This window comes from Thermostichus sp. OS-CIW-33 (genome assembly GCF_054059615.1).
This window is the reverse complement of the sequence record NZ_JBSSCH010000001.1, coordinates 1-16954: the sequence shown is the minus strand read 5'-3', so window position 1 is coordinate 16954 and position 16954 is coordinate 1. Positions and strand designations below refer to the sequence as shown.

Genomic DNA, 16954 nt, shown 5'->3' with positions numbered 1-16954 from the left:
GAAGGTGGATCTTGTTAGACCATCAAGGTTGAGGAAAACCATTCGCTTGCCTCGTGGGTTTCCTTCTCCCCAAAGTAGAGCTCCTTTTCCTTTTCAGAGGTAAAATCGGAAAGCGGCCCATTGAAGAAAACCTGGCCCTCCTTGAAAGCAACGACTCGATCGGCGTAATGGCGCACCATTTCTAGGTGGTGCAGGGTAACCAGCAACGGAATCCCCTGGCGGCGCACCGCTCCCAGCAGCAGCTCCATAATTACCTTTGCATTTTTAGGATCCAAAGCCGAAATGGGCTCGTCGGCCAGAATCAGGGCTGGCTCCTGGATCAAGGCGCGAGCAATACCCACTCGCTGCTGCTGCCCCCCTGAGAGAGCGTCGGCCCTTTGCCAGGCATGCTCTAGCAACCCTACCTCTTCCAGCAGCTTTTCCGCCTTGGCCAAATCCTGAACAGAAAAGTGCTTGAAAAGACCCCGAATGGGACTCAGGTGAGGCAGACGCCCAACAAGAACGTTTTCCAGAACCGTCAGGCGCCCGATGAGTTGAAAGGTCTGGTAGACCATGGCCGTGCGCCTGCGCAGCTGTTGCAGGGCATCCCTTTGGCCTTCATGGAGAGGAAGAGAATCAACCCAAACTTTTCCGCCGCTGAGCTTGACCATCCCTTTCAAAAGCCTAAGAAAGGTCGACTTTCCTGCTCCCGAAGGTCCGATCAAGGCCACAACCTGCGCTCCATCGCCAAATAGGTCAAGGTAAACCTCCCTTAGGGCAACCTTGTTTTTGAAGGCAACCCAAAGGTTCTCGACTTGGATGCGCATAAGCTACCTCACGGCGGGAAAACCGGTAACAAACTTAGCAGATTGGCCTGATACTGAAGTTAAAACCAAGTTAAGCTTTGCTGGCCTGGGCAGCAGGACTTCTCAATGGCTTCTCGAAACTGGCTTTGGCCTGGAGGGCGCTCTTGGAGGTACCCCTGGGAGAGCTTGCTCTGCTATCCTGCTAATAATCTCGATTGGTTTTCTGCCAAACCCTTATGGCTGCTGCTGTGATCTCGGGCCTCTCTTGGCAGTCCCCCAGAGCCCTTTCACCGGAGGAGATGGCTTGGTTAGGCAGCCTCAGCTACAACGAACAGGGCCTGATCCCGGCCATTGTGCAGGACTACCTGGATGGGACGGTGCTGATGGTGGCCTGGATGAACCGGGAGTCGCTGCAAAAAACCCTGGAAACAGGCCGCACCTGGTTTTGGAGCCGCTCGCGGCAGGCGTTGTGGCCCAAGGGGGAAACTTCTGGCCATGTGCAGTGGGTCAAACAAATCCGCTACGACTGCGACGGCGACGCCCTGGTTATCCTGGTGGAGCAGGTGGGGGATGCAGCGTGCCACACAGGAGCGCGGAGCTGTTTCTTTCGCCCTTTGCAAGGGGATCCCCTTCCAGCAGCCGATACCCTGTCGCAGGTGTTTGCCGTGGTCAAGGCCCGCCAGGCGGATCCCTGTCCCGATTCCTACACCAGCAGCTTGCTAGCCAAGGGGGAAAATGCCATTTTGAAGAAACTTGGCGAGGAGACGGCTGAGGTGGTGATGGCGGCTAAGGATCAAGACCGCGTGGCTTTGGCCCGTGAGATGGCCGATCTCTGGTACCACTGCCTCGTGGCCCTTGCTCACTATCAGGTAGATGTTAGGGATGTCTATCGCCAGCTCCAAGCCCGCCGTTCCGCCAAGTGAAAGGGCCATGTCCCCCGAAGGCGGTGCTCCCGCAGATCCCTCTCCGTCCTCTTGGGATCCCTCCCTGGACAAAGCCCACCTGGATTTGCGAGCCACGCGGTGTGGACAAGTGGATCTGGAGACGGATCGGGAGACCTTGGCCCGTTACCTAAGAGGCCACGCCCAGTGGATCCAGCGGTGCTTTAGGCCGTTGCAGGTGGAAGCTTTGTCCGCCGAGACCTACCGGCTGCAGTTTTTTCGCATGGGCGGCCTTGGGTTTGAGCTGGAGCCCAGTTTTGGGGTGAGGATCTGGCCGGATAAAGATTACCGGTTTTGTCTGACCTCGATTGAGTTGCCCGGCGATGAAGGAATGCCTTACCGGGTCAGCTGCCAAGCCGATTTCCAGCTGGAGGAGCTGCAGGGATCCCTGAAAGACCTGCCCACCACCCGTGTTCACTGGGCTCTTCATCTGGAGATCTGGCTGGCTTTGCCCAGGTTTTTGCAGGTTCTGCCCCGCAAGTTGGTTTGTCGAGTGGCCCATCAAGTGGTGCAGCAGGTAACCCGCGGCCTCAGCGATCGCTTTACCGACAATGTCTGCCGGGATTTCTACCGCTCCATTGGCCGTACAGATTGCCCCTATCGCCTAGTTGTTGTGGAAGAGAAAGCATGATACCCTGCAAGCGGGATCAGTTGCCGGTCGGCTTTTGAGCCTTGCTCTGGCAACCGGTGATGGAGTTCACCGCAACCGCCTCGCACCGATTCAGAATTCTTCTGGGATTGTTCTGACATCCAAGGCTGAGGCTGATGACTCCTACACTTCTGGGGGTATCCAGGGGGTAGGAGTTTTTGGCTTTGCGTCCGCACTCCCCAGAGGCTCTCCCCCCTGGGCTGCCCTTCAACACCCTGACGACAAGGAGATGAGGATCTGGTGATGCTGGGCAGTTGGCTGTGGATCTTGGTGATGGGCTTTTTTGTCGGCCAAATCGTGGGTCGGCTGGGGATGCCCCCCCTGCTGGGGATGATCCTCGTGGGGATCTTGCTGGGAGATGTCCTATCCCCGGAGGTGCTGGCAGCGGCGGGGGATCTGCGGGTGGTGGCGGTGATGATCATTTTGATGAAGGCGGGCCTGGGGCTGGATCGGGAGAAGCTGGCCCAGCAGGGATCCGTGGCGTTGCGGCTGGGGTTTTTGCCGGCAGCCTGCGAGGCGGTGGCGGTGGCCCTGTTGAGCACCTGGATCCTGGGGTTGGACTGGCCTACCGGTTTGCTGTTGGGCTGCGTGATTGGGGCGGAGTCGCCAGCCGTGATCGTGCCGGGGATGTTGCGCCTCAAGAGTTTGGGCTGGGGAGTAACCAAAGGGATCCCGGATGCTATTTTGACCGGCAGCGCCCTTTCCGATGTGCTGCTGCTCTTAGGGTTTAGCCTGCTGCTCAGCTTTTTGGGCCAAGGATCCGCCGCGAGCGTTCGCTTGGGAAGCCTGGAGCTGTCGCCGCTGCAGTGGCTGCCGTTCCAGGTGGTGATGGAGATCCTGCTGGGCGTGGCTGTAGGCTACCTGGGGGCGCGGGTTCTGGTGTCGCTGCTAACCCAACAAAACTGGACCCGCAACAGCGTCCAGGAAGCGCTGCTGGCTGCCTGTATGGCCCTGGGGCTGGTGCTGGCACCGCAGGTGTGGCCCTATTTTTCCGGCTATTTGGCGGTGATGGCCATGGGGTTTTTTCTGATTGAGCTGGATGCCCCCTTGGCGCGGCGGCTGCGGGGTGGGTTCGATGCCCTCTGGACGGTGGCGGAGATCGTGTTGTTTGTGCTGTTGGGAGCGTCGCTGGATCTGGGGGTGCTGGGATCCGTGTTTTGGCCGGGCTTGCTGCTCTTAACCCTGAGCCTGCTGCTGGGGCGGGGCTTAGGTTGGTGGCTTTCCACCCTGGGGAGCAACTGGACCTGGCGGGAGCGGCTGTTTTTGCTGCCGGGCAACATGGCTAAGGCGACGGTACAGGCGGCCATTGGTGGGATCCCCTTGGCCCAAGGGATCCCCGGTGGGGAGATCATTTTGGCCTTGGCGGCTTTGTCAATTCTGGTTACCGCTCCCCTGGGTGCTTGGCTGACCCAGGTGTGTGCTCCCCGGCTTTTGGAAAAAGGAGAGGTGGATCCCACCAAAGTGGGCAGCCAAGGCAAGGTGAGCTTTTTGGCAGCCGTGGATACCTCTCCTCTAGCCGAGGTGGTGTTGCGCAAGGCAGCCGATTTGGCGCGGCGGGTGGATGGGGAAGTGATTGTGCTGCATGTTACCGATGAGCTGCAGGGGAAAGGGGTGGAACAGTTGCGCCAGCTTGCCCAGCGCCTTTTGGCGGATATTCGCCACCAGTTCTGCCTGGCTTCCGGGCCCTTGGCGGAGACCATCGTAACCCTAGCTCAGGAGCGGCAGGTAACCGACATCGTCATGGGCAAGCGGGGCCACCGCGGCTGGGAGCAGGTTTTGGTGGGATCTACCTCCCAGGCGGTGTTGGAAACCAGCTCCATCCCTGTCATTTTGGTGGAGCTTCCTCGGGATGAGCAGCAGACTAGCCTCTCTAGCTTGTCAAGAGGGGAGGACTCAAAGTAGGGATTACCCCAGGACCAACTTTGGATCCCGGGCGAGACCCTAATCAAGGGAACACTAAACTACGCTGGGCATGAATACGTTTGACTTACGTTGAAAACTCTAGCTCGCTGGGAGTTGCGAGGAAGTCAGTAGCTTCTTTACTTACGAGGTATCCATCTCCTCTCAGAAAGCACGAAACATCTTCTCTCTTTCTTGGTAGGGCAACACATGCCATCGTTAGGCCCGTGAACCAGCATATCCAGGCAAACCTGAGCACTCCCTCGAGAGCCTTTCTCAATTGAAATGTTACTAACTACAACTCTGTCTCCTAGAAATACAGGCTCCAAGGGCACAAGTTTTTGGCCACCTAGTAGTCCTGACAAGCTAATCCAACTAGCGGATCCTCCTGTATTGCTTGCTGCAATGGCAACAACATCCTGAAACCCGTCGTTATTGAGGTCGCTAAATTTTAGGTCTTGGAGCTTTGCCACTAGGAACCCTTCCTGAAAGACACTAGAACCTCGTTGATACTCTCCGTTCTGAAAACGAATCCGCTCTACTCCATCCAGAGTGGCTATGAGATATTCGGCATTTAAGATTGCCCGTTTATCTATTGTCGTACTTGCCCCTGCAACGGCCATTGAGATTAGGCAGCTACCCAAAAGGTTGAAAATTAACTTCAAAGCCATCCTTTTGTTGGCCATTTCTTGGCTCCTTCGGGCAGGAGTTCTTGGAGGAAAACATCACCCGCTCCTATTAAACCTAGACAGGGCAAGGAGTGCAAGACCTTGATGGACTTGCAAGATTTGAGGACCTCCCTCGGCTACTCTGTAGCTAGAGCTGCTAGATAGGGAGCCCTCTTGGGAGCGAGCAGCTCCTGTCCCTTTCTCCAGCTATTTGGCCAGCCTCGACCAAGCGGTTGCTGACTATGTCTCCCTCTGCCTGGCGCTTTATTCTCCTCCTCGGCATTGTGAGCTTGTGCGCTGACGCCACCTATGAAGGGGCACGCAGCATTTCTGGGGCTTTTTTGGGATCCCTAGGAGCCAGCGGCACGGTGGTGGGCCTGGTGGCCGGCGGGGGGGAGCTATTGGCCTATGGCTTGCGGTTGGGGGTGGGCTATTGGAGCGACCAGCTGGGCAGGGATCCCTTGCACCGCAGTCGGGGGCACTGGCAGCTCACCACCTTGGGCTATGTCATCAACACGGCGGTGATCCCGGCTTTGGCCTGGGTGGGCAGTTGGCCTTGGGCCGCCGTGCTGCTCTTGGCCGAGCGGACCGGCAAAGGGATCCGCACCCCGCCGCGGGACGTGTTGCTTTCTCATGCAGCCCTGCAGGTGGGACGGGGCTTGGGGTTTGGCCTGCACGAGACCCTAGATCAGATTGGGGCGGTGGGGGGGCCGCTGTTGGTGGCGGCAGTTCTGAAAGTCGGCTATGGCTTCCGGGGTGGGTTTTTGGCCTTGGGGATCCCGGCAGCGGTGGGGCTGGCGGCTTTGGGGCTAGCGCAATGGCTGTATCCCAGTCCGCGCGACTTTGAGCCGGAGCCGGAGATGACTCCAGCAAAAGGCTTGCCCAAAGTTTTCTGGCTGTATCTTTTGGCAGCAGCCTGTGTGGCTATGGGGTTTGCGGATTTTCCCCTCATTGCCCTGCATCTGCAACAACAGTCAGGGAGCGATGGGGCAGGGATCCCTTTGCTGTATGCCCTGGCTATGGGGGTGGATGCCCTGGCCGCCCTGGGATGTGGCTGGCTGTTCGACCGCGTGGGGCTGTGGAGCTTGCTGGGAGCGGTGGCGGTATCGGCTGGATTTGCGCCGCTGGCCTTTTCCGGTACCTATGCTCTGACGGTGCTGGGCATGGTGCTCTGGGGCATTGGCTTGGGCGCTCAGGAATCGGTCATGAAGGCGGCAGTAGCCAGCATGGTGACCCCCCAGACGAGGGGCTTTGCCTTCGGCCTGTTTACCAGCGTCTACGGCCTGGCCTGGTTTTTGGGCAGCGCCCTGATGGGGGTGCTTTATGATTTCTCCCTTCCAGGTCTGGTAGCCTTCTCAGTGGCTGCTCAAGCTGTGGGAGCGGCTATCCTGCTGGCTGTAGCGGGACAGGCTGGGGCTGGGCAATGAAAAAGCCCTGCACCAGATCCACGCCGTGTTCGCAAACCCACTGTAGCTCCCCCGCAGTCTCGATCCCTTCCGCTAGCGTGGTGATCCCCAGGTCTTGGGCCAGCTCCAGCAGCTTTTGGGCAATCACCGCCTTGTAGGGATCCCGGTCCACCCCGCGAATGAGCTCTCCATCCAACTTGATCATGTCTGGCCGCAGCTGGTGCAGCAGGTTCAGGGATCCATAGCCAGCCCCCAAATCATCCAAAGCCACCCGAAAGCCTGCCTGCTGATAGAAGTGCAAAATCCGCTGCAAATGGTTCAAATCGGGGCTGCGGTCAGACTCATTGACCTCAAACACCACCTGCTGGGGCGGGATCCCGGCGCGGCTAATAGCCCAGACAGTATGGCGCAGGCAAAAAGCCGGGTCGTAGATGGCAGTGGGGCTGAAGTTGATAAAGAGATCCCCCTGCAAGTGGTGCTGCATGGCCGCGGCAATGGCCGTGCGGCGGGCGGCCAAGTCCAGCTGGTAGAGCAAATGGGCTTCCCGAGCCATAGCAAAGAGCAAACCCGCGTTGATCAACCGCCCTTCCTTGTCCAGTCCTCGCACCAGCGCCTCATGGCCCACCACAAAAGCGGGATCCCGCGCCTGGACAATGGGCTGAAAGTAGGTGGTGAGCCGGCTTTCTGCCAACACTTCCAGCAACAGCTCGGCCTGAGTGCGGTGGAACAACTCCTGCAACAACTCCACCCGGGCGCAATCCTGCCAACAGGGATCCCTATCTCCGGCCAAAAACAGAGCGCGGCTGGCCCGCATCTCCTGCTGCGAAAGAACCTCGGCCATTCCTTCTAGGGTTTTCTTGAGGGCCCCCTGGGCAATGGAAACCGCCAGGCCAAGGTTTTCCAAAAGTTGAACCGAAAGGGGGGCTGGGATCCCCTCCTTAGCCTCCAGAAGCCGCACCACCTTGCGCTGGGTGTGAGGGGTGGGCAGCCAGAGAAACAGACGCCCTGCCTCCTGCCAAAAGGTAGGCAGAGCCGGACACTCAGGACAAGACATAGGATTTTGGGGAATAGCTAGGCAGTCCCACCGACAGTATGCCCTCGCTCTCCCAGGAGAAAGCAAACTTTACAAACAGCGCTAGAACTGATCCTTCATACCGCGCAGGCGAGCGAAGACCCGCACCGGATCCTGGAGCCCGGTGGCAGCTTGCAGAGCCGGCTGATCCCAACGCAAGAAGGGATTGGTGCGTCGCTCCTCGCCCATAGTGCTGGGGACAGTCGGGGATCCCGTCTGGCGCAGGGCAGCCACCTGCTGATAACGCGCCTGCAGGTCGGGGTTGTCTCCATCCACTGTCAGGGCAAACCTGAGATTGTTCAAGGTGTATTCGTGGGCACACCACACCCGTGTGGCTTCCGGCAACTGCCGCAGTCGATCCAGGGATCCCACCATCTGCTCCGGCGTGCCTTCAAACAGCCGCCCGCATCCCCCGGCAAACAGGGTATCGCCACAGAAGAGATCCCCACTCCCGGAAAAGTAGTAGGCAATATGGCCGCGGGTATGGCCGGGCACAAACAGCACCTTTGCTAGCCGACCCGCAAACTCCACTGTTTCCCCTGCCTTGAGCTCCACCGTCTGGCCAGGGATCCGCCCCCGATCCACCTGGCTGCCATAGACTCTGGCACGGGGATAGCGCTCCAAAAGCTGTCGGTTGCCCCCCACGTGGTCGTGGTGGTGGTGGGTGTTGAAAATGGCCACCAACTCCGCCCCCAGCTCGGCCAGCTTTTCCAACACGGGCTCAGCCACTGCCGGATCCACCACGGCTGCTGTTGCAGTGTCGGGATTGTGGAGCAGGTAGATGTAGTTATCGCGCAGGGCAGGCAACTGGAGAACGCGCATGGCTCGGCTAACTCTCAAAAATGGCCTGTTCTACGTCTTGCCGGCTGAGGGAATAGGGAAAAGATAAAGTTTTCGTGTTGCCGTCTGGGTAGGTGTATCGCACCCAAATGCTGGTTTCTTCCAGGCGCAAAATGGCTTTCCAGCCAGGCCGTTCGCAAAACCACTGCTCCACATCCTGTGGATCGCGGGTGCAGCCCTGATCCTCCAGCCAGCGTTCGATGGTGTGGAGCGGGTGATTGTACAGGGGCGTGGTTGCAGGAGGCAAAGGCATGGCGAGATTCAAGAAAAGCAATCAAACCCTAGAGTCAACGGGCTATGTTCATTCAAGCACTCCTGATCCAGAATCCGAAAACTCGATCCCAATGTCCTACCGAAGAGGGCAGGAAATGCTCGCAGAATCAGCTTGCCCCACTCTCTCGCAGCCAAGCGAGGACACCTGCCAACACCAAACACACAACCAGGGTGGATCCCATCAGCAGCAGGGCACACAGCTCGCCAGCCGAAAGTGGGCGGGTTTCCATACGCAGCTCTAGAGAATCGGCACCAAGGGATCCCGGCATGCCCAGAGATCCCGTGTTGGCGGTCACCGCCCGTAAGCTGGCATCGTAGATGGCCCGTTTCGCCGGGTTGCTAAGGACAAGGTAGGCCTCCTGCAACTCTTGGAAGCAGCGAATGGCCACTTCCGGAGCCAGGGGAGAAGTATCGGGATGGTAGCGCTTGCTCAATTGCCGGTAGGCCCGCCGGATGGCCTCAGGAGATGCCCCTGGAGACAGACCCAGCCGTTGGTAGTAGGTGAGGGAAGTCAAGGAGCGCATGCAACCTATGGAGGAGCAAGACTACAGGGGCAGCAAAACCGCTTTCAGGGGAGCACAGCTCTAGTCCAGTGTAATCACTCGCGCAGACACCGGGATCCCTGCAGCAAGCCTCTATTCTTCCTCATCCTCTTCAGACTTAGCTTTGGGATAGTAGAAACCGGTGTTGCGACCGCTGAGAATGGCGCGCCCAATGGTCATGGCTCGCTGGGCCTGGAGCTTAGCTTTGCCCAGCCAGACGGCGTAGCGCCTGCGACTGCGGGCTTTAGAAGTTTTCTTCTTAGGAACAGGCATGGCTTCGCACAAAAACACAGCCTTACTAGGCTAGCATTGAGGCTGCGCTGCCGATCCCAGCTTTATTCAGGCAAGTAGCCTATCAGTGGTTGACCAAAAGGCGCGGCAAGCCCCGTCCTTCAGGGCGGGGAAGGATAGCGCCGACCGTAGCCGACGCCCTTTAAAAACGCAGTTATGAGAATAACGCCGATCGCGGCAGCGGGCCGGAGGCCTTTCGCGGCAGCGGGCCGGAGGCCTTTCTGGTCGGTGCCATCAACATCCTTGCTCGCGGGATACAGCTGTTGCGAGACGAAGGGCAGGACACGGCCGACGCTGCGGTCGGGATGCGGGTGGGTGAACCACCCGTGTCAGCCCGGATGGCCTGTGGATCGAACTGCACGGGCGGTCGGAAGCAGGAACCCGCCGAGACGACTGCGCAAGGAGCCATCCATGCGCAGCGTGGTAGGAATCTCCGGCCTTCAGGCCGGGGAGGATGTCAAACGAACGACACTTGCTTTCTGAGCCACTAACCTTGTAGAAAGACAAGGGCGAAAGGGCGGCTTTGATGCGGCGGCGCATTCTACAGCTTTGCATCCTCGGCTGGACGATGCTCCTCGTCCTGGCAGTGGGGGGCAGGGGATCCCTGCTGGTTCCCCACTTTTTTGGCATTGAAGCCCTGCAAGCCCAGGCTCAAACTCAAGCCGGAGAACTGCCGCAGCCGATGCGGCTCAAACTCCCCCCCGGCCTGGATCGCTACGCCTACGACAAGGCGGTGGGAGACTACTTTGAGGAAATCGAGCCGCTTTTGCCAGGTGGAGCCTATGCCCAGTGGGCCTTCTATCCCGTCCCTATCTACATCCAGGGGGATCACGCCCAATGGAAAACCTTTGTGGAGCAGGCGGTCAAGGATTGGTCTGCCTACATCCCGATGCGGGTGGTGGCCAAAGAGGAAGAAGCCCTGTACGGGATGAGCATTTACCGCGTTCCCCCCATCGGCGGCGGGGTGGCAGGGGCGGCCCGGCCTGAGTTTTTCTTCGCCTCCGATGGCTCTTTGCAGCAGCGGGTGCGCATCGTCATTGCAGAAGGACAGGGGTTGGCCGAGGTGACGGCGGTGGCCCGGCACGAGATCGGGCATGGGCTGGGGCTGTGGGGCCATAGCCCGAACCTGCGGGATCTGATGTATGGCGGACACCATGCGGCGGCTACCGGCAATCGGCGGGTGTTGCGGGTGCCCAACATTACCAAGCGGGATCTCAACACCCTCAAGCGCGTCTACGAGCAGCCCACCCTCAGCGGGCAGGTCTTTCCAGAGAGCTATCGCCGCCTGTTTGGCCAGCTTCTGCAGGAAAAGCCGCTGCCCGAGAGAGCTCTTGGATTGCCGCTAGCTAGAGCTGCAGGAGTTGCGACACCCCCTTGAGCGCCATAGCTAGGAGAAAAAAGAGCAACTGGGTGGCAACAATGCTGGGGCCGGAGGGCAGGTTGAAGGTTGCCGAGGCGATCATCCCCAGCACCGCGCTCAGTCCCCCAATACCTATGGCCAGCAGCACATAGGTTGTAAAGCGGGATCCCAAAAGCCTTGCCGTCGAGGCTGGGATGACCACAAAAGCGCTCACCAGCAACACCCCCACAGAGCGAATTGAGAGCGCTACCACCACAGCCAGCAACACCACAAAAGCCAGCTTCTGCCAGCCCACCTGAACCCCCCGCGCCCGCGCCAGCGGCTCATCCAGGGTCAGCAACATTTGGGAGGGCAAAGTCAATCCCACATAGGCCGAGCTGATCAGCAAGAGGATCCCGCTCGTCCACAGGGCTGCCGGGCTGATCCCCAAAATCTCCCCAAACAACAACTGGTTGAGGTTGCCCCGATAGCCGGGCAGCAAGCTGAGGGCGATAACGGCCAGCGCCAAAGAGGAAGAGTAGATGATGTTCAGCACCGCATCCGCCGACAGTTGAGTGCGCTCCAAGACAAAGGTGACGCCCAAAGCAAATCCCACCCCAAACACCATCAACACCACGGTGGGATTCAGCCCCAGCAGCACTCCCAAAACAATCCCCAGCAGAGCCGAATGCCCCAGGGCATCGCTAAAAAACGACAGTTGCCGCAGAATAACAAAACTGCCCAGCAGCCCACCTGTCATGCCGGTGAGGATCCCACCCAGCATGGCCCGCTGCATAAAGGGCAACTGCAACAGCTCCACTACCCGCACCCAGCCCTCCAACATCGCCTTCCCCTCAGCTAGAAATCGCAGGAGCCCCGCACTGTACCCGTAGGGTCAGTGCCGGGAGGAATGCGCTTTGATGAAGTACAATGAACTTATGAGCCAAGTCCTGACCATATCCTGCAAGCTCAAGGTGTCCCCGTCGCAAGCCGCCAAATTGGACGCGACGATGGATGCCTTTGTACAGGCATTGAACTGGGTCAACCAAAACACACCAGAAAAAGTAGTCAACGCAGTCAAACTCCAATCCCTTTGCTACTACGAGATTCGAGCCCGGTTTGGCTTGTCCAGTAACTTGGCTCAACAGGTGTGCAGACGGGTAGCGGGTTCCCGCAAAGTGGCTAAGCAGAAAAAGCGTCCCGTCAAGGAGTTTAAGAGCGGCTTTGTTACCTACGACGCTCGCATCTTTTCGTTCCGTCAAAAAGACTGGACGGTGTCGCTGACCACGGTGGAAGGGAGAGAACGCTTTGAACTGGTCATTGGCAACTACCAGCGTGGGATGCTGGCTGGTTCCAACCCAAAAGCTGCCACCCTGGTCAAGCGCAAAGATGGCTCCTACTACATCCAGATTTGCGTAGAGAAAAAACCACCCAAGCAACAAGATACCGACAAGGTGATCGGGGTGGATTTGGGGAGGACGGATATTGCCCATACATCGGAAGGAGATAACTGGAATGGACAGCAGTTGAACCGAATCCGAGACCACTACTCCAAGCTGAGGGCGGCACTCCAACGCAAAGCCAGTAAGGGCACACGCAGTTCGCGGCGCAGATGCCGTCAACTGTTGCAACGGCTGTCTGGCAAGGAGAGGCGCTTTCAGGCGTGGGTCAATCATCGCATCTCCAAAGCTATTGTCTCTAGGGCAAAGGCGACAAACAGCGCTCTTGCTCTGGAAGACTTGACAGGGATCCGGGAAAGGGTCAATCAACAGCCACGCAGCAAAGCTGAACGGCGCAGGGCCAACAGTTGGGCGTTCTACCAGCTGAGGCAGTTTCTGGAATACAAGGCTCTGCGTGCAGGGGTTACCTTGATTCTGGTGCCGCCTGCCTACACGTCGCAGACCTGCCACCGGTGTTTGCACATCCATCCCGACCCTGCGCAATCCTATCGCAGTGGGAAGCAGTTCAAGTGTGGGCACTGTGGATGGGAAGGGGATGCGGACTGGAATGGGGCCAACATGATTGCCAAACTTGGGGCTGTCGTAAACCAGCCTAGAGGTCCGTGGTTGGCTTGCCAACTGCAGGGCTACCGTTCGCGCCAGCGGGCCGGAGGCCTTAAGCCCGCCCCGTACTGCGAAGCAGTCAGGGTCGGGTAGTTTACTGACGGTGGATGTAGCGGACAAAATGGTGCTCCGCACCGCTGTCGCGAACAGGCCCATAAACCCGGCTCAGCACTTCTGGTGCCAAAGCCACCTGGGGGGATCCCTGGCAGATGAGGGATTGGTTGAGGCACAGCACGCGGTCGCAATAGCAAGACACCATTTCCAGATCATGGGAGATCTGCAAAATGGCCCAGCCCAGAGATTGGCGCAGCTCTTCCAGGAGCCGGTAAAACTCCCCCTCGCTGAGCGTATCTAAGCCTGCCGGTGCCTCGTCGAGGATAAGCAGCCGCCGCGGCCAAGCCAAGCAATAGGCCAACAGCACCCGTTTCAGCTCCCCGCCGCTGAGCTGGCCCAAAGCCTTAGAGGACAGGTGGGATGCGCCGGCTCGTTCCAGCGCCTCTTGCACCGCCTGCTGCCGAGCAGAGCGCTGCTGCCAGGGCCAGCGGGGTTGCAACGCCCCCCAACCCAAAGCCACAAACTCCTCCACCACCATGGGGATCCCAGGATTGAACTGAAAACGTTGGGGCACGTAAGCCACCTGCTGCCGCACTGACGGGGGCAAATAGCCGGACAGGCGCACCGGCTCTCCCAGAATCCAAACCGAGCCGCACTGCCGCGGCAGGATCCCCAAGATGGCCTGCACCAAGGTACTTTTGCCGGCTCCATTGGGGCCAACAACCGCCGTATGGGATCCCGCCCTCAGCTCAAACGACACATTTTGCACCGCCAACTGGGATCCCCGATAGACCGTCAGCCCCTCGACGCGCAGGACAACCTCGCCGGAGCAGGAGATCACCGCCCCCTCGCCAGCAGGTGTTCGAGAGCAGCTTGGCCCAGCAGCGGCAATTGCAGGGGCAGGAAGGCCGTCTCCTTCTCAAAGGCGGAGACCAGGTTCTCCACGTTTTGCCGCATGATGGTCAGGTAATATTCCGGCTCGATCCCCTCAGGGCCAGCGGTTTCGATGGGATCGAAAACGCGAACTTGGATCCCTAGGTCTCTGGCCAAAACCTCAAAGGGGTTGTTACTCCCCAGCTGCGGTTCCACCAGGATCGTCTTCAGGTCGGATGCCCGCACCGTCTCCATCACCCGTCGCACATCTTCTGGAGAAGGATTGGCCTCTGGGATCTCCACCAAAAACTCAGCCTTGAGGTTGTAGCGCTCGGCAAAGTAGGGGGCAAAGTTGTGGAAAACTACAAACTTTCTGCCGGCAAAGGGAGCCAAGCGCTGCTCGATCTCCTCATCCAAAGCCTTGAGCTTCTCGATAAAAGCAGCCGCATTGGCCTGGTAGATCTCTGCCCCCGCCGGATCTACAGAGATGAGGCCATCACGAATATTTTCCACCTGCTGAATGGCCCGCCTGGGATCCAGCCAAATGTGGGGGTTAAACTCGCCGTGGCTGTGCCCATGAGAGTGGCCATGGCCATGCCCGTGAGAATGGCCGTGACTGTATCCATGAGAGTGTCCATGGCCGTGACCGTGGGAGTGCCCATGCTCTGGCTCCTCAGCCCGCAAAGTTGGGATCCCTTCGCTGCTGTCAACGATTTGCAATTGGGGGTTCCCAGCGCTGGCGATCAACCCTTCCAAAAACGTTTCCATACCCAACCCGTTGATCACCAGCACATCCGCCTGAGCCAGCAAACGAACCTCCTCAGGTCGAGCCTGAAAGTCGTGGGGCCCCATCTGAGGGGGAAGGAGTGGCGTGACTTCTGCCCGATCCCCGGCCACAGCACGGGTAAATTGCGTTATCGGCAAAATCGTGGTCACCACCTTTGGGGGGCTGGATCCCTGCTGGGCCCGGGACTCTTCTTGGCGCATCTGCAGGCTTCCCAGGATCCCGACCGAAAGAGCGGCCACCAGAGATACCAGCAATCGCATGGATCGAACAGAGCGAAGAGAGTTAAGCCTATCGGTCATGTGCAGAAATACCTCACAAAACAACAGAGACAGCAGAACTTGCAGAACCCGACCTTCGAAAAGCCAAAGCCCTCTGCTGGAGCAAAGAAAACATGCTCACCAGACCGTTGCTCCTGGAAGGGCTAAGGCTGAAATTGAGGCCCATCTCCCGCACAAACTCTGGGGAAACCCCCAAAATCTCTTCCGGCGCTAGGCCACTTAGCCCCTCCACCACAATGGCCACCAAACCCTTGACCAACTGAGCATCGGCATCCCCTTGGATGTAGACCTTGCCCTCCCTAAACTCGGTGGCCAGCCACACCCGCGAAGCGCAACCTCTGACTAGGTTCTCCTCCTTCCTCTCCGCTTCGGGAAAGGGTGGCAGGCGCTTGGCATAGGCTAGGAGAAGCTCATACTTCTGCCGCGAGGTCTTGGCCTTCTGGAAGCGATTGACAATTTGCTGCAGAGCTGCGGGCATCCCTCAGCTTGTCTAGAGTGAGAATGATAATCAAACTCATCATAACACCCCCACTCAGCGAGGGCGCAGGGGCACCTGCAAACTTTTGGGACTGTCGTTACCGAAGCGAGCGATAGCCGCCACTTACTCCCCGTGGTGAGAGGACCAGTTGCCAAAGTTGGCTGGCCCGGGCCTTGAAGCTACCGGCACTCATCAGGAGATAGAGCCGCCACATGCGGCGAAAGCGCTCATCGTAGCGGTCGGCTAATTTTGGCCATGCCTGCTCGAAATTGGCGTGCCAGGCTTTTAAGGTGGCCACGTAATTGATCCCAAAATTGTGCCAGTCTTCCAGCACAAATAAGCCCTCAAAGGCTGCAGTAATCAGATGAGGCGAGGGCAGCATCGAGTTGGGGAAAATGTAGCGCTCAATCCAGGGATCCCGCCCCTGGTAGGCCACGTTGCTGCCGATGGTGTGCAGAAGAAACAAGCCATTGTCGTTCAACAAGCGGCGGGCTACCTGCATAAACGTTCGGTAGTTTCGGTAGCCAACATGTTCAAACATGCCGACAGAAAGGATGCGATCAAACTTTCCCTGGGTCTGGCGATAGTCTTCTAACCGAATCTCGACCGGCAGGCCGCGGCAGCGTTCGCTGGCCAGTTTGGCTTGCTCTTTGGAAACAGTAATCCCCACAACCTGCACCCCGTAGCGTTCGGCCAGGTACTGGGCTGTGCCGCCCCAGCCACAGCCGATGTCGAGCACCCGCATGCCGGGTTGGAGTTCCAGCTTGCGGGCAATGAGGTCAAGCTTAGCTTCTTGGGCTTCATCCAGAGTTTGCACGCCCCCATCCCAATAGGCACAGCTGTAGATCATGCGGCGATCCAGCATGGCCTCATAGAGATCGTTGCCAATGTCGTAGTGGCGCTGGCCAATGACGAATGCCCCCTTGCCCCGCTGGCGGTTGATAAGGCAACTGTCCAACCCAAGCAAGGGCTGAGTTAGCCAACCCACCTGCTGCGGTGCCTGGGTGGTCAGGAGACGACAAATCAACTCATCAATGGCGGCACAATCCCACCAGCCCTCCATGTAGGCCTCGCCAAAGCCCAGGGATCCATAGAGCAGGCAGCGCAGGTAGAGCCGCTCGTCGTGAACTTGAATATCCCAGGGCTGTGAGCCATTGAGGGTTATACCGGCAGCATCCAGAACTCGAAGCGCATACTGACGCGCCAGCCAGCGCAAGCTGTTGAGTCCTTTCCCCATCCCTAGGGAGCCCTCACTGCAGGGAAACTGACTCAACAAATACACCCCAAGGTGGCAAGGGATCCAACAAGTTTCCAATTTCTAGGGATCCCCCCGAAGGGGGAACGCTCAGAGAGATTAAGGGAGTTTGGCTGATAAACCTCACTGTTTCCAATTTCTAGGGATCCCCCCGAAGGGGGAACTGCTGGATTTGATTTACCTGTTCAGATTATTCTTAAAAAGCCTACAGTTTCCAATTTCTAGGGATCCCCCCGAAGGGGGAACATTCAACTGCCACCCGTATGCCTATGACGGCAAAAGAGTGTGGTTTCCAATTTCTAGGGATCCCCCCGAAGGGGGAACTACCATAGAAAATCCAGCAATACTAATTAACAAATCCGGATCGTTTCCAATTTCTAGGGATCCCCCCGAAGGGGGAACTACCATAGAAAATCCAGCAATACTAATTAACAAATCCGGATCGTTTCCAATTTCTAGGG

Annotated in this window: 17 protein-coding genes, 1 pseudogene, 1 CRISPR repeat array and 1 riboswitch; of the genes and pseudogenes, 7 read left to right on the top strand and 11 right to left on the bottom strand. The window is 58.4% G+C overall.

Annotation, left to right across the window (positions count from 1 at the left end):
• Positions 1–14: 14 nt before the first annotated feature.
• Positions 15–806 carry a phosphonate ABC transporter ATP-binding protein gene (locus ACVWZG_RS00090; protein ID WP_414388969.1) on the bottom strand — a complete coding sequence of 264 codons (792 nt, stop codon included), beginning with the start codon at positions 804–806 and terminating at the stop codon, positions 15–17.
• A gap of 278 nt (positions 807–1084) precedes the next feature.
• On the opposite strand from ACVWZG_RS00090, the gene hisIE reads away from it, so the two are divergent.
• The 4 genes from hisIE (at position 1085) to ACVWZG_RS00070 (ending at position 6369) form a co-directional block, all read left to right on the top strand.
• Positions 1085–1708: a bifunctional phosphoribosyl-AMP cyclohydrolase/phosphoribosyl-ATP diphosphatase HisIE gene (gene hisIE, locus ACVWZG_RS00085; RefSeq protein ID WP_457404750.1), complete on the top strand. Its 624-nt coding sequence runs from the start codon at positions 1085–1087 to the stop codon at positions 1706–1708.
• 7 nt (positions 1709–1715) lie between these two features.
• On the top strand, positions 1716–2357 hold the full coding sequence (locus tag ACVWZG_RS00080; protein ID WP_457404747.1) for a DUF1997 domain-containing protein: 642 nt from the start codon (positions 1716–1718) through the stop codon (positions 2355–2357).
• A gap of 46 nt (positions 2358–2403) precedes the next feature.
• Positions 2404–2508: riboswitch (Fluoride riboswitch) on the top strand.
• A 110-nt stretch (positions 2509–2618) separates the two neighbouring features.
• Complete coding sequence (locus ACVWZG_RS00075; protein ID WP_457404744.1) at positions 2619–4277, top strand: cation:proton antiporter; 1659 nt, start codon at positions 2619–2621, stop codon at positions 4275–4277.
• A 907-nt stretch (positions 4278–5184) separates the two neighbouring features.
• The gene (locus ACVWZG_RS00070; RefSeq protein WP_457404742.1) at positions 5185–6369 is read left to right on the top strand and encodes an MFS transporter; all 1185 of its coding nucleotides are present in this window, start codon (positions 5185–5187) and stop codon (positions 6367–6369) included.
• On the opposite strand, the gene ACVWZG_RS00065 is transcribed toward ACVWZG_RS00070, so the two are convergent.
• The 5 genes from ACVWZG_RS00065 to ACVWZG_RS00045 form a co-directional block, all read right to left on the bottom strand.
• A complete protein-coding gene (locus ACVWZG_RS00065; RefSeq protein ID WP_457404741.1) occupies positions 6326–7402 on the bottom strand; it encodes an EAL domain-containing protein in 1077 nt (358 codons plus the stop codon). The genes ACVWZG_RS00070 and ACVWZG_RS00065 overlap by 44 nt on opposite strands.
• Before the next feature lie 81 nt (positions 7403–7483).
• Positions 7484–8242 (bottom strand): hydroxyacylglutathione hydrolase, encoded by a 759-nt coding sequence (gene gloB / locus ACVWZG_RS00060; protein WP_457404738.1) that lies wholly within the window; start codon positions 8240–8242, stop codon positions 7484–7486.
• Between the two features lie 7 nt (positions 8243–8249).
• Entirely contained in the window at positions 8250–8513 is a 264-nt protein-coding gene (locus ACVWZG_RS00055; RefSeq protein ID WP_011431822.1) for a DUF3143 domain-containing protein, read from the bottom strand.
• A gap of 127 nt (positions 8514–8640) precedes the next feature.
• Positions 8641–9057: a J domain-containing protein gene (locus tag ACVWZG_RS00050; protein ID WP_414342162.1), complete on the bottom strand. Its 417-nt coding sequence runs from the start codon at positions 9055–9057 to the stop codon at positions 8641–8643.
• A gap of 111 nt (positions 9058–9168) precedes the next feature.
• On the bottom strand, positions 9169–9348 hold the full coding sequence (locus tag ACVWZG_RS00045; protein WP_011431820.1) for a 50S ribosomal protein L32: 180 nt from the start codon (positions 9346–9348) through the stop codon (positions 9169–9171).
• Positions 9349–9521: 173 nt separating this feature from the next.
• On the opposite strand from ACVWZG_RS00045, the pseudogene ACVWZG_RS00040 reads away from it, so the two are divergent.
• Together ACVWZG_RS00040 and ACVWZG_RS00035 are read left to right on the top strand one after the other, a co-directional pair.
• Positions 9522–9782: pseudogene (locus ACVWZG_RS00040) on the top strand (RNA-guided endonuclease InsQ/TnpB family protein); the annotation flags it as partial.
• 110 nt (positions 9783–9892) lie between these two features.
• Complete coding sequence (locus ACVWZG_RS00035) at positions 9893–10744, top strand: hypothetical protein (RefSeq protein WP_457404736.1); 852 nt, start codon at positions 9893–9895, stop codon at positions 10742–10744.
• On the opposite strand, the gene ACVWZG_RS00030 is transcribed toward ACVWZG_RS00035, so the two are convergent.
• Positions 10713–11549: a metal ABC transporter permease gene (locus tag ACVWZG_RS00030; RefSeq protein WP_414343173.1), complete on the bottom strand. Its 837-nt coding sequence runs from the start codon at positions 11547–11549 to the stop codon at positions 10713–10715. The genes ACVWZG_RS00035 and ACVWZG_RS00030 overlap by 32 nt on opposite strands.
• A gap of 94 nt (positions 11550–11643) precedes the next feature.
• On the opposite strand from ACVWZG_RS00030, the gene ACVWZG_RS00025 reads away from it, so the two are divergent.
• Complete coding sequence (locus tag ACVWZG_RS00025; protein WP_457404734.1) at positions 11644–12861, top strand: RNA-guided endonuclease InsQ/TnpB family protein; 1218 nt, start codon at positions 11644–11646, stop codon at positions 12859–12861.
• A 1-nt stretch (position 12862) separates the two neighbouring features.
• On the opposite strand, the gene ACVWZG_RS00020 is transcribed toward ACVWZG_RS00025, so the two are convergent.
• The 4 genes from ACVWZG_RS00020 to cfa all read right to left on the bottom strand — a co-directional run bounded on the left by ACVWZG_RS00020 (position 12863) and on the right by cfa (position 16475).
• On the bottom strand, positions 12863–13663 hold the full coding sequence (locus tag ACVWZG_RS00020; RefSeq protein WP_457404732.1) for a metal ABC transporter ATP-binding protein: 801 nt from the start codon (positions 13661–13663) through the stop codon (positions 12863–12865).
• Entirely contained in the window at positions 13660–14781 is a 1122-nt protein-coding gene (locus ACVWZG_RS00015; protein WP_457404730.1) for a metal ABC transporter solute-binding protein, Zn/Mn family, read from the bottom strand. The genes ACVWZG_RS00020 and ACVWZG_RS00015 overlap by 4 nt, the downstream gene beginning before the upstream one ends.
• Positions 14782–14794: 13 nt before the next feature.
• Positions 14795–15238: a SufE family protein gene (locus ACVWZG_RS00010; RefSeq protein ID WP_011431815.1), complete on the bottom strand. Its 444-nt coding sequence runs from the start codon at positions 15236–15238 to the stop codon at positions 14795–14797.
• Positions 15239–15335: 97 nt separating this feature from the next.
• Positions 15336–16475 carry a cyclopropane fatty acyl phospholipid synthase gene (cfa, locus tag ACVWZG_RS00005; protein WP_457415136.1) on the bottom strand — a complete coding sequence of 380 codons (1140 nt, stop codon included), beginning with the start codon at positions 16473–16475 and terminating at the stop codon, positions 15336–15338.
• Positions 16476–16545: 70 nt separating this feature from the next.
• Positions 16546–16895: a CRISPR direct-repeat array (repeat unit 36 nt; unit sequence GTTTCCAATTTCTAGGGATCCCCCCGAAGGGGGAAC).
• Between the last annotated feature and the right edge of the window lie 59 nt (positions 16896–16954).

What these genes read in the sequence shown, in the direction of transcription:
- gloB (WP_457404738.1), bottom strand. Translation starts at nt 8,242, where the DNA reads ATGCGCGTTCTCCAGTTGCCTGCCCTGCGCGATAACTACATCTACCTG.
- ACVWZG_RS00030 (WP_414343173.1), bottom strand. Translation starts at nt 11,549, where the DNA reads ATGTTGGAGGGCTGGGTGCGGGTAGTGGAGCTGTTGCAGTTGCCCTTT.
- cfa (WP_457415136.1), bottom strand. Translation starts at nt 16,475, where the DNA reads ATGGGGAAAGGACTCAACAGCTTGCGCTGGCTGGCGCGTCAGTATGCG.
- ACVWZG_RS00070 (WP_457404742.1), top strand. Translation starts at nt 5,185, where the DNA reads ATGTCTCCCTCTGCCTGGCGCTTTATTCTCCTCCTCGGCATTGTGAGC.
- hisIE (WP_457404750.1), top strand. Translation starts at nt 1,085, where the DNA reads ATGGCTTGGTTAGGCAGCCTCAGCTACAACGAACAGGGCCTGATCCCG.
- ACVWZG_RS00015 (WP_457404730.1), bottom strand. Translation starts at nt 14,781, where the DNA reads ATGACCGATAGGCTTAACTCTCTTCGCTCTGTTCGATCCATGCGATTG.
- ACVWZG_RS00075 (WP_457404744.1), top strand. Translation starts at nt 2,619, where the DNA reads ATGCTGGGCAGTTGGCTGTGGATCTTGGTGATGGGCTTTTTTGTCGGC.
- ACVWZG_RS00025 (WP_457404734.1), top strand. Translation starts at nt 11,644, where the DNA reads ATGAGCCAAGTCCTGACCATATCCTGCAAGCTCAAGGTGTCCCCGTCG.
- ACVWZG_RS00090 (WP_414388969.1), bottom strand. Translation starts at nt 806, where the DNA reads ATGCGCATCCAAGTCGAGAACCTTTGGGTTGCCTTCAAAAACAAGGTT.
- ACVWZG_RS00045 (WP_011431820.1), bottom strand. Translation starts at nt 9,348, where the DNA reads ATGCCTGTTCCTAAGAAGAAAACTTCTAAAGCCCGCAGTCGCAGGCGC.
- ACVWZG_RS00065 (WP_457404741.1), bottom strand. Translation starts at nt 7,402, where the DNA reads ATGTCTTGTCCTGAGTGTCCGGCTCTGCCTACCTTTTGGCAGGAGGCA.
- ACVWZG_RS00010 (WP_011431815.1), bottom strand. Translation starts at nt 15,238, where the DNA reads ATGCCCGCAGCTCTGCAGCAAATTGTCAATCGCTTCCAGAAGGCCAAG.
- ACVWZG_RS00080 (WP_457404747.1), top strand. Translation starts at nt 1,716, where the DNA reads ATGTCCCCCGAAGGCGGTGCTCCCGCAGATCCCTCTCCGTCCTCTTGG.
- ACVWZG_RS00055 (WP_011431822.1), bottom strand. Translation starts at nt 8,513, where the DNA reads ATGCCTTTGCCTCCTGCAACCACGCCCCTGTACAATCACCCGCTCCAC.
- ACVWZG_RS00035 (WP_457404736.1), top strand. Translation starts at nt 9,893, where the DNA reads ATGCGGCGGCGCATTCTACAGCTTTGCATCCTCGGCTGGACGATGCTC.
- ACVWZG_RS00050 (WP_414342162.1), bottom strand. Translation starts at nt 9,057, where the DNA reads ATGCGCTCCTTGACTTCCCTCACCTACTACCAACGGCTGGGTCTGTCT.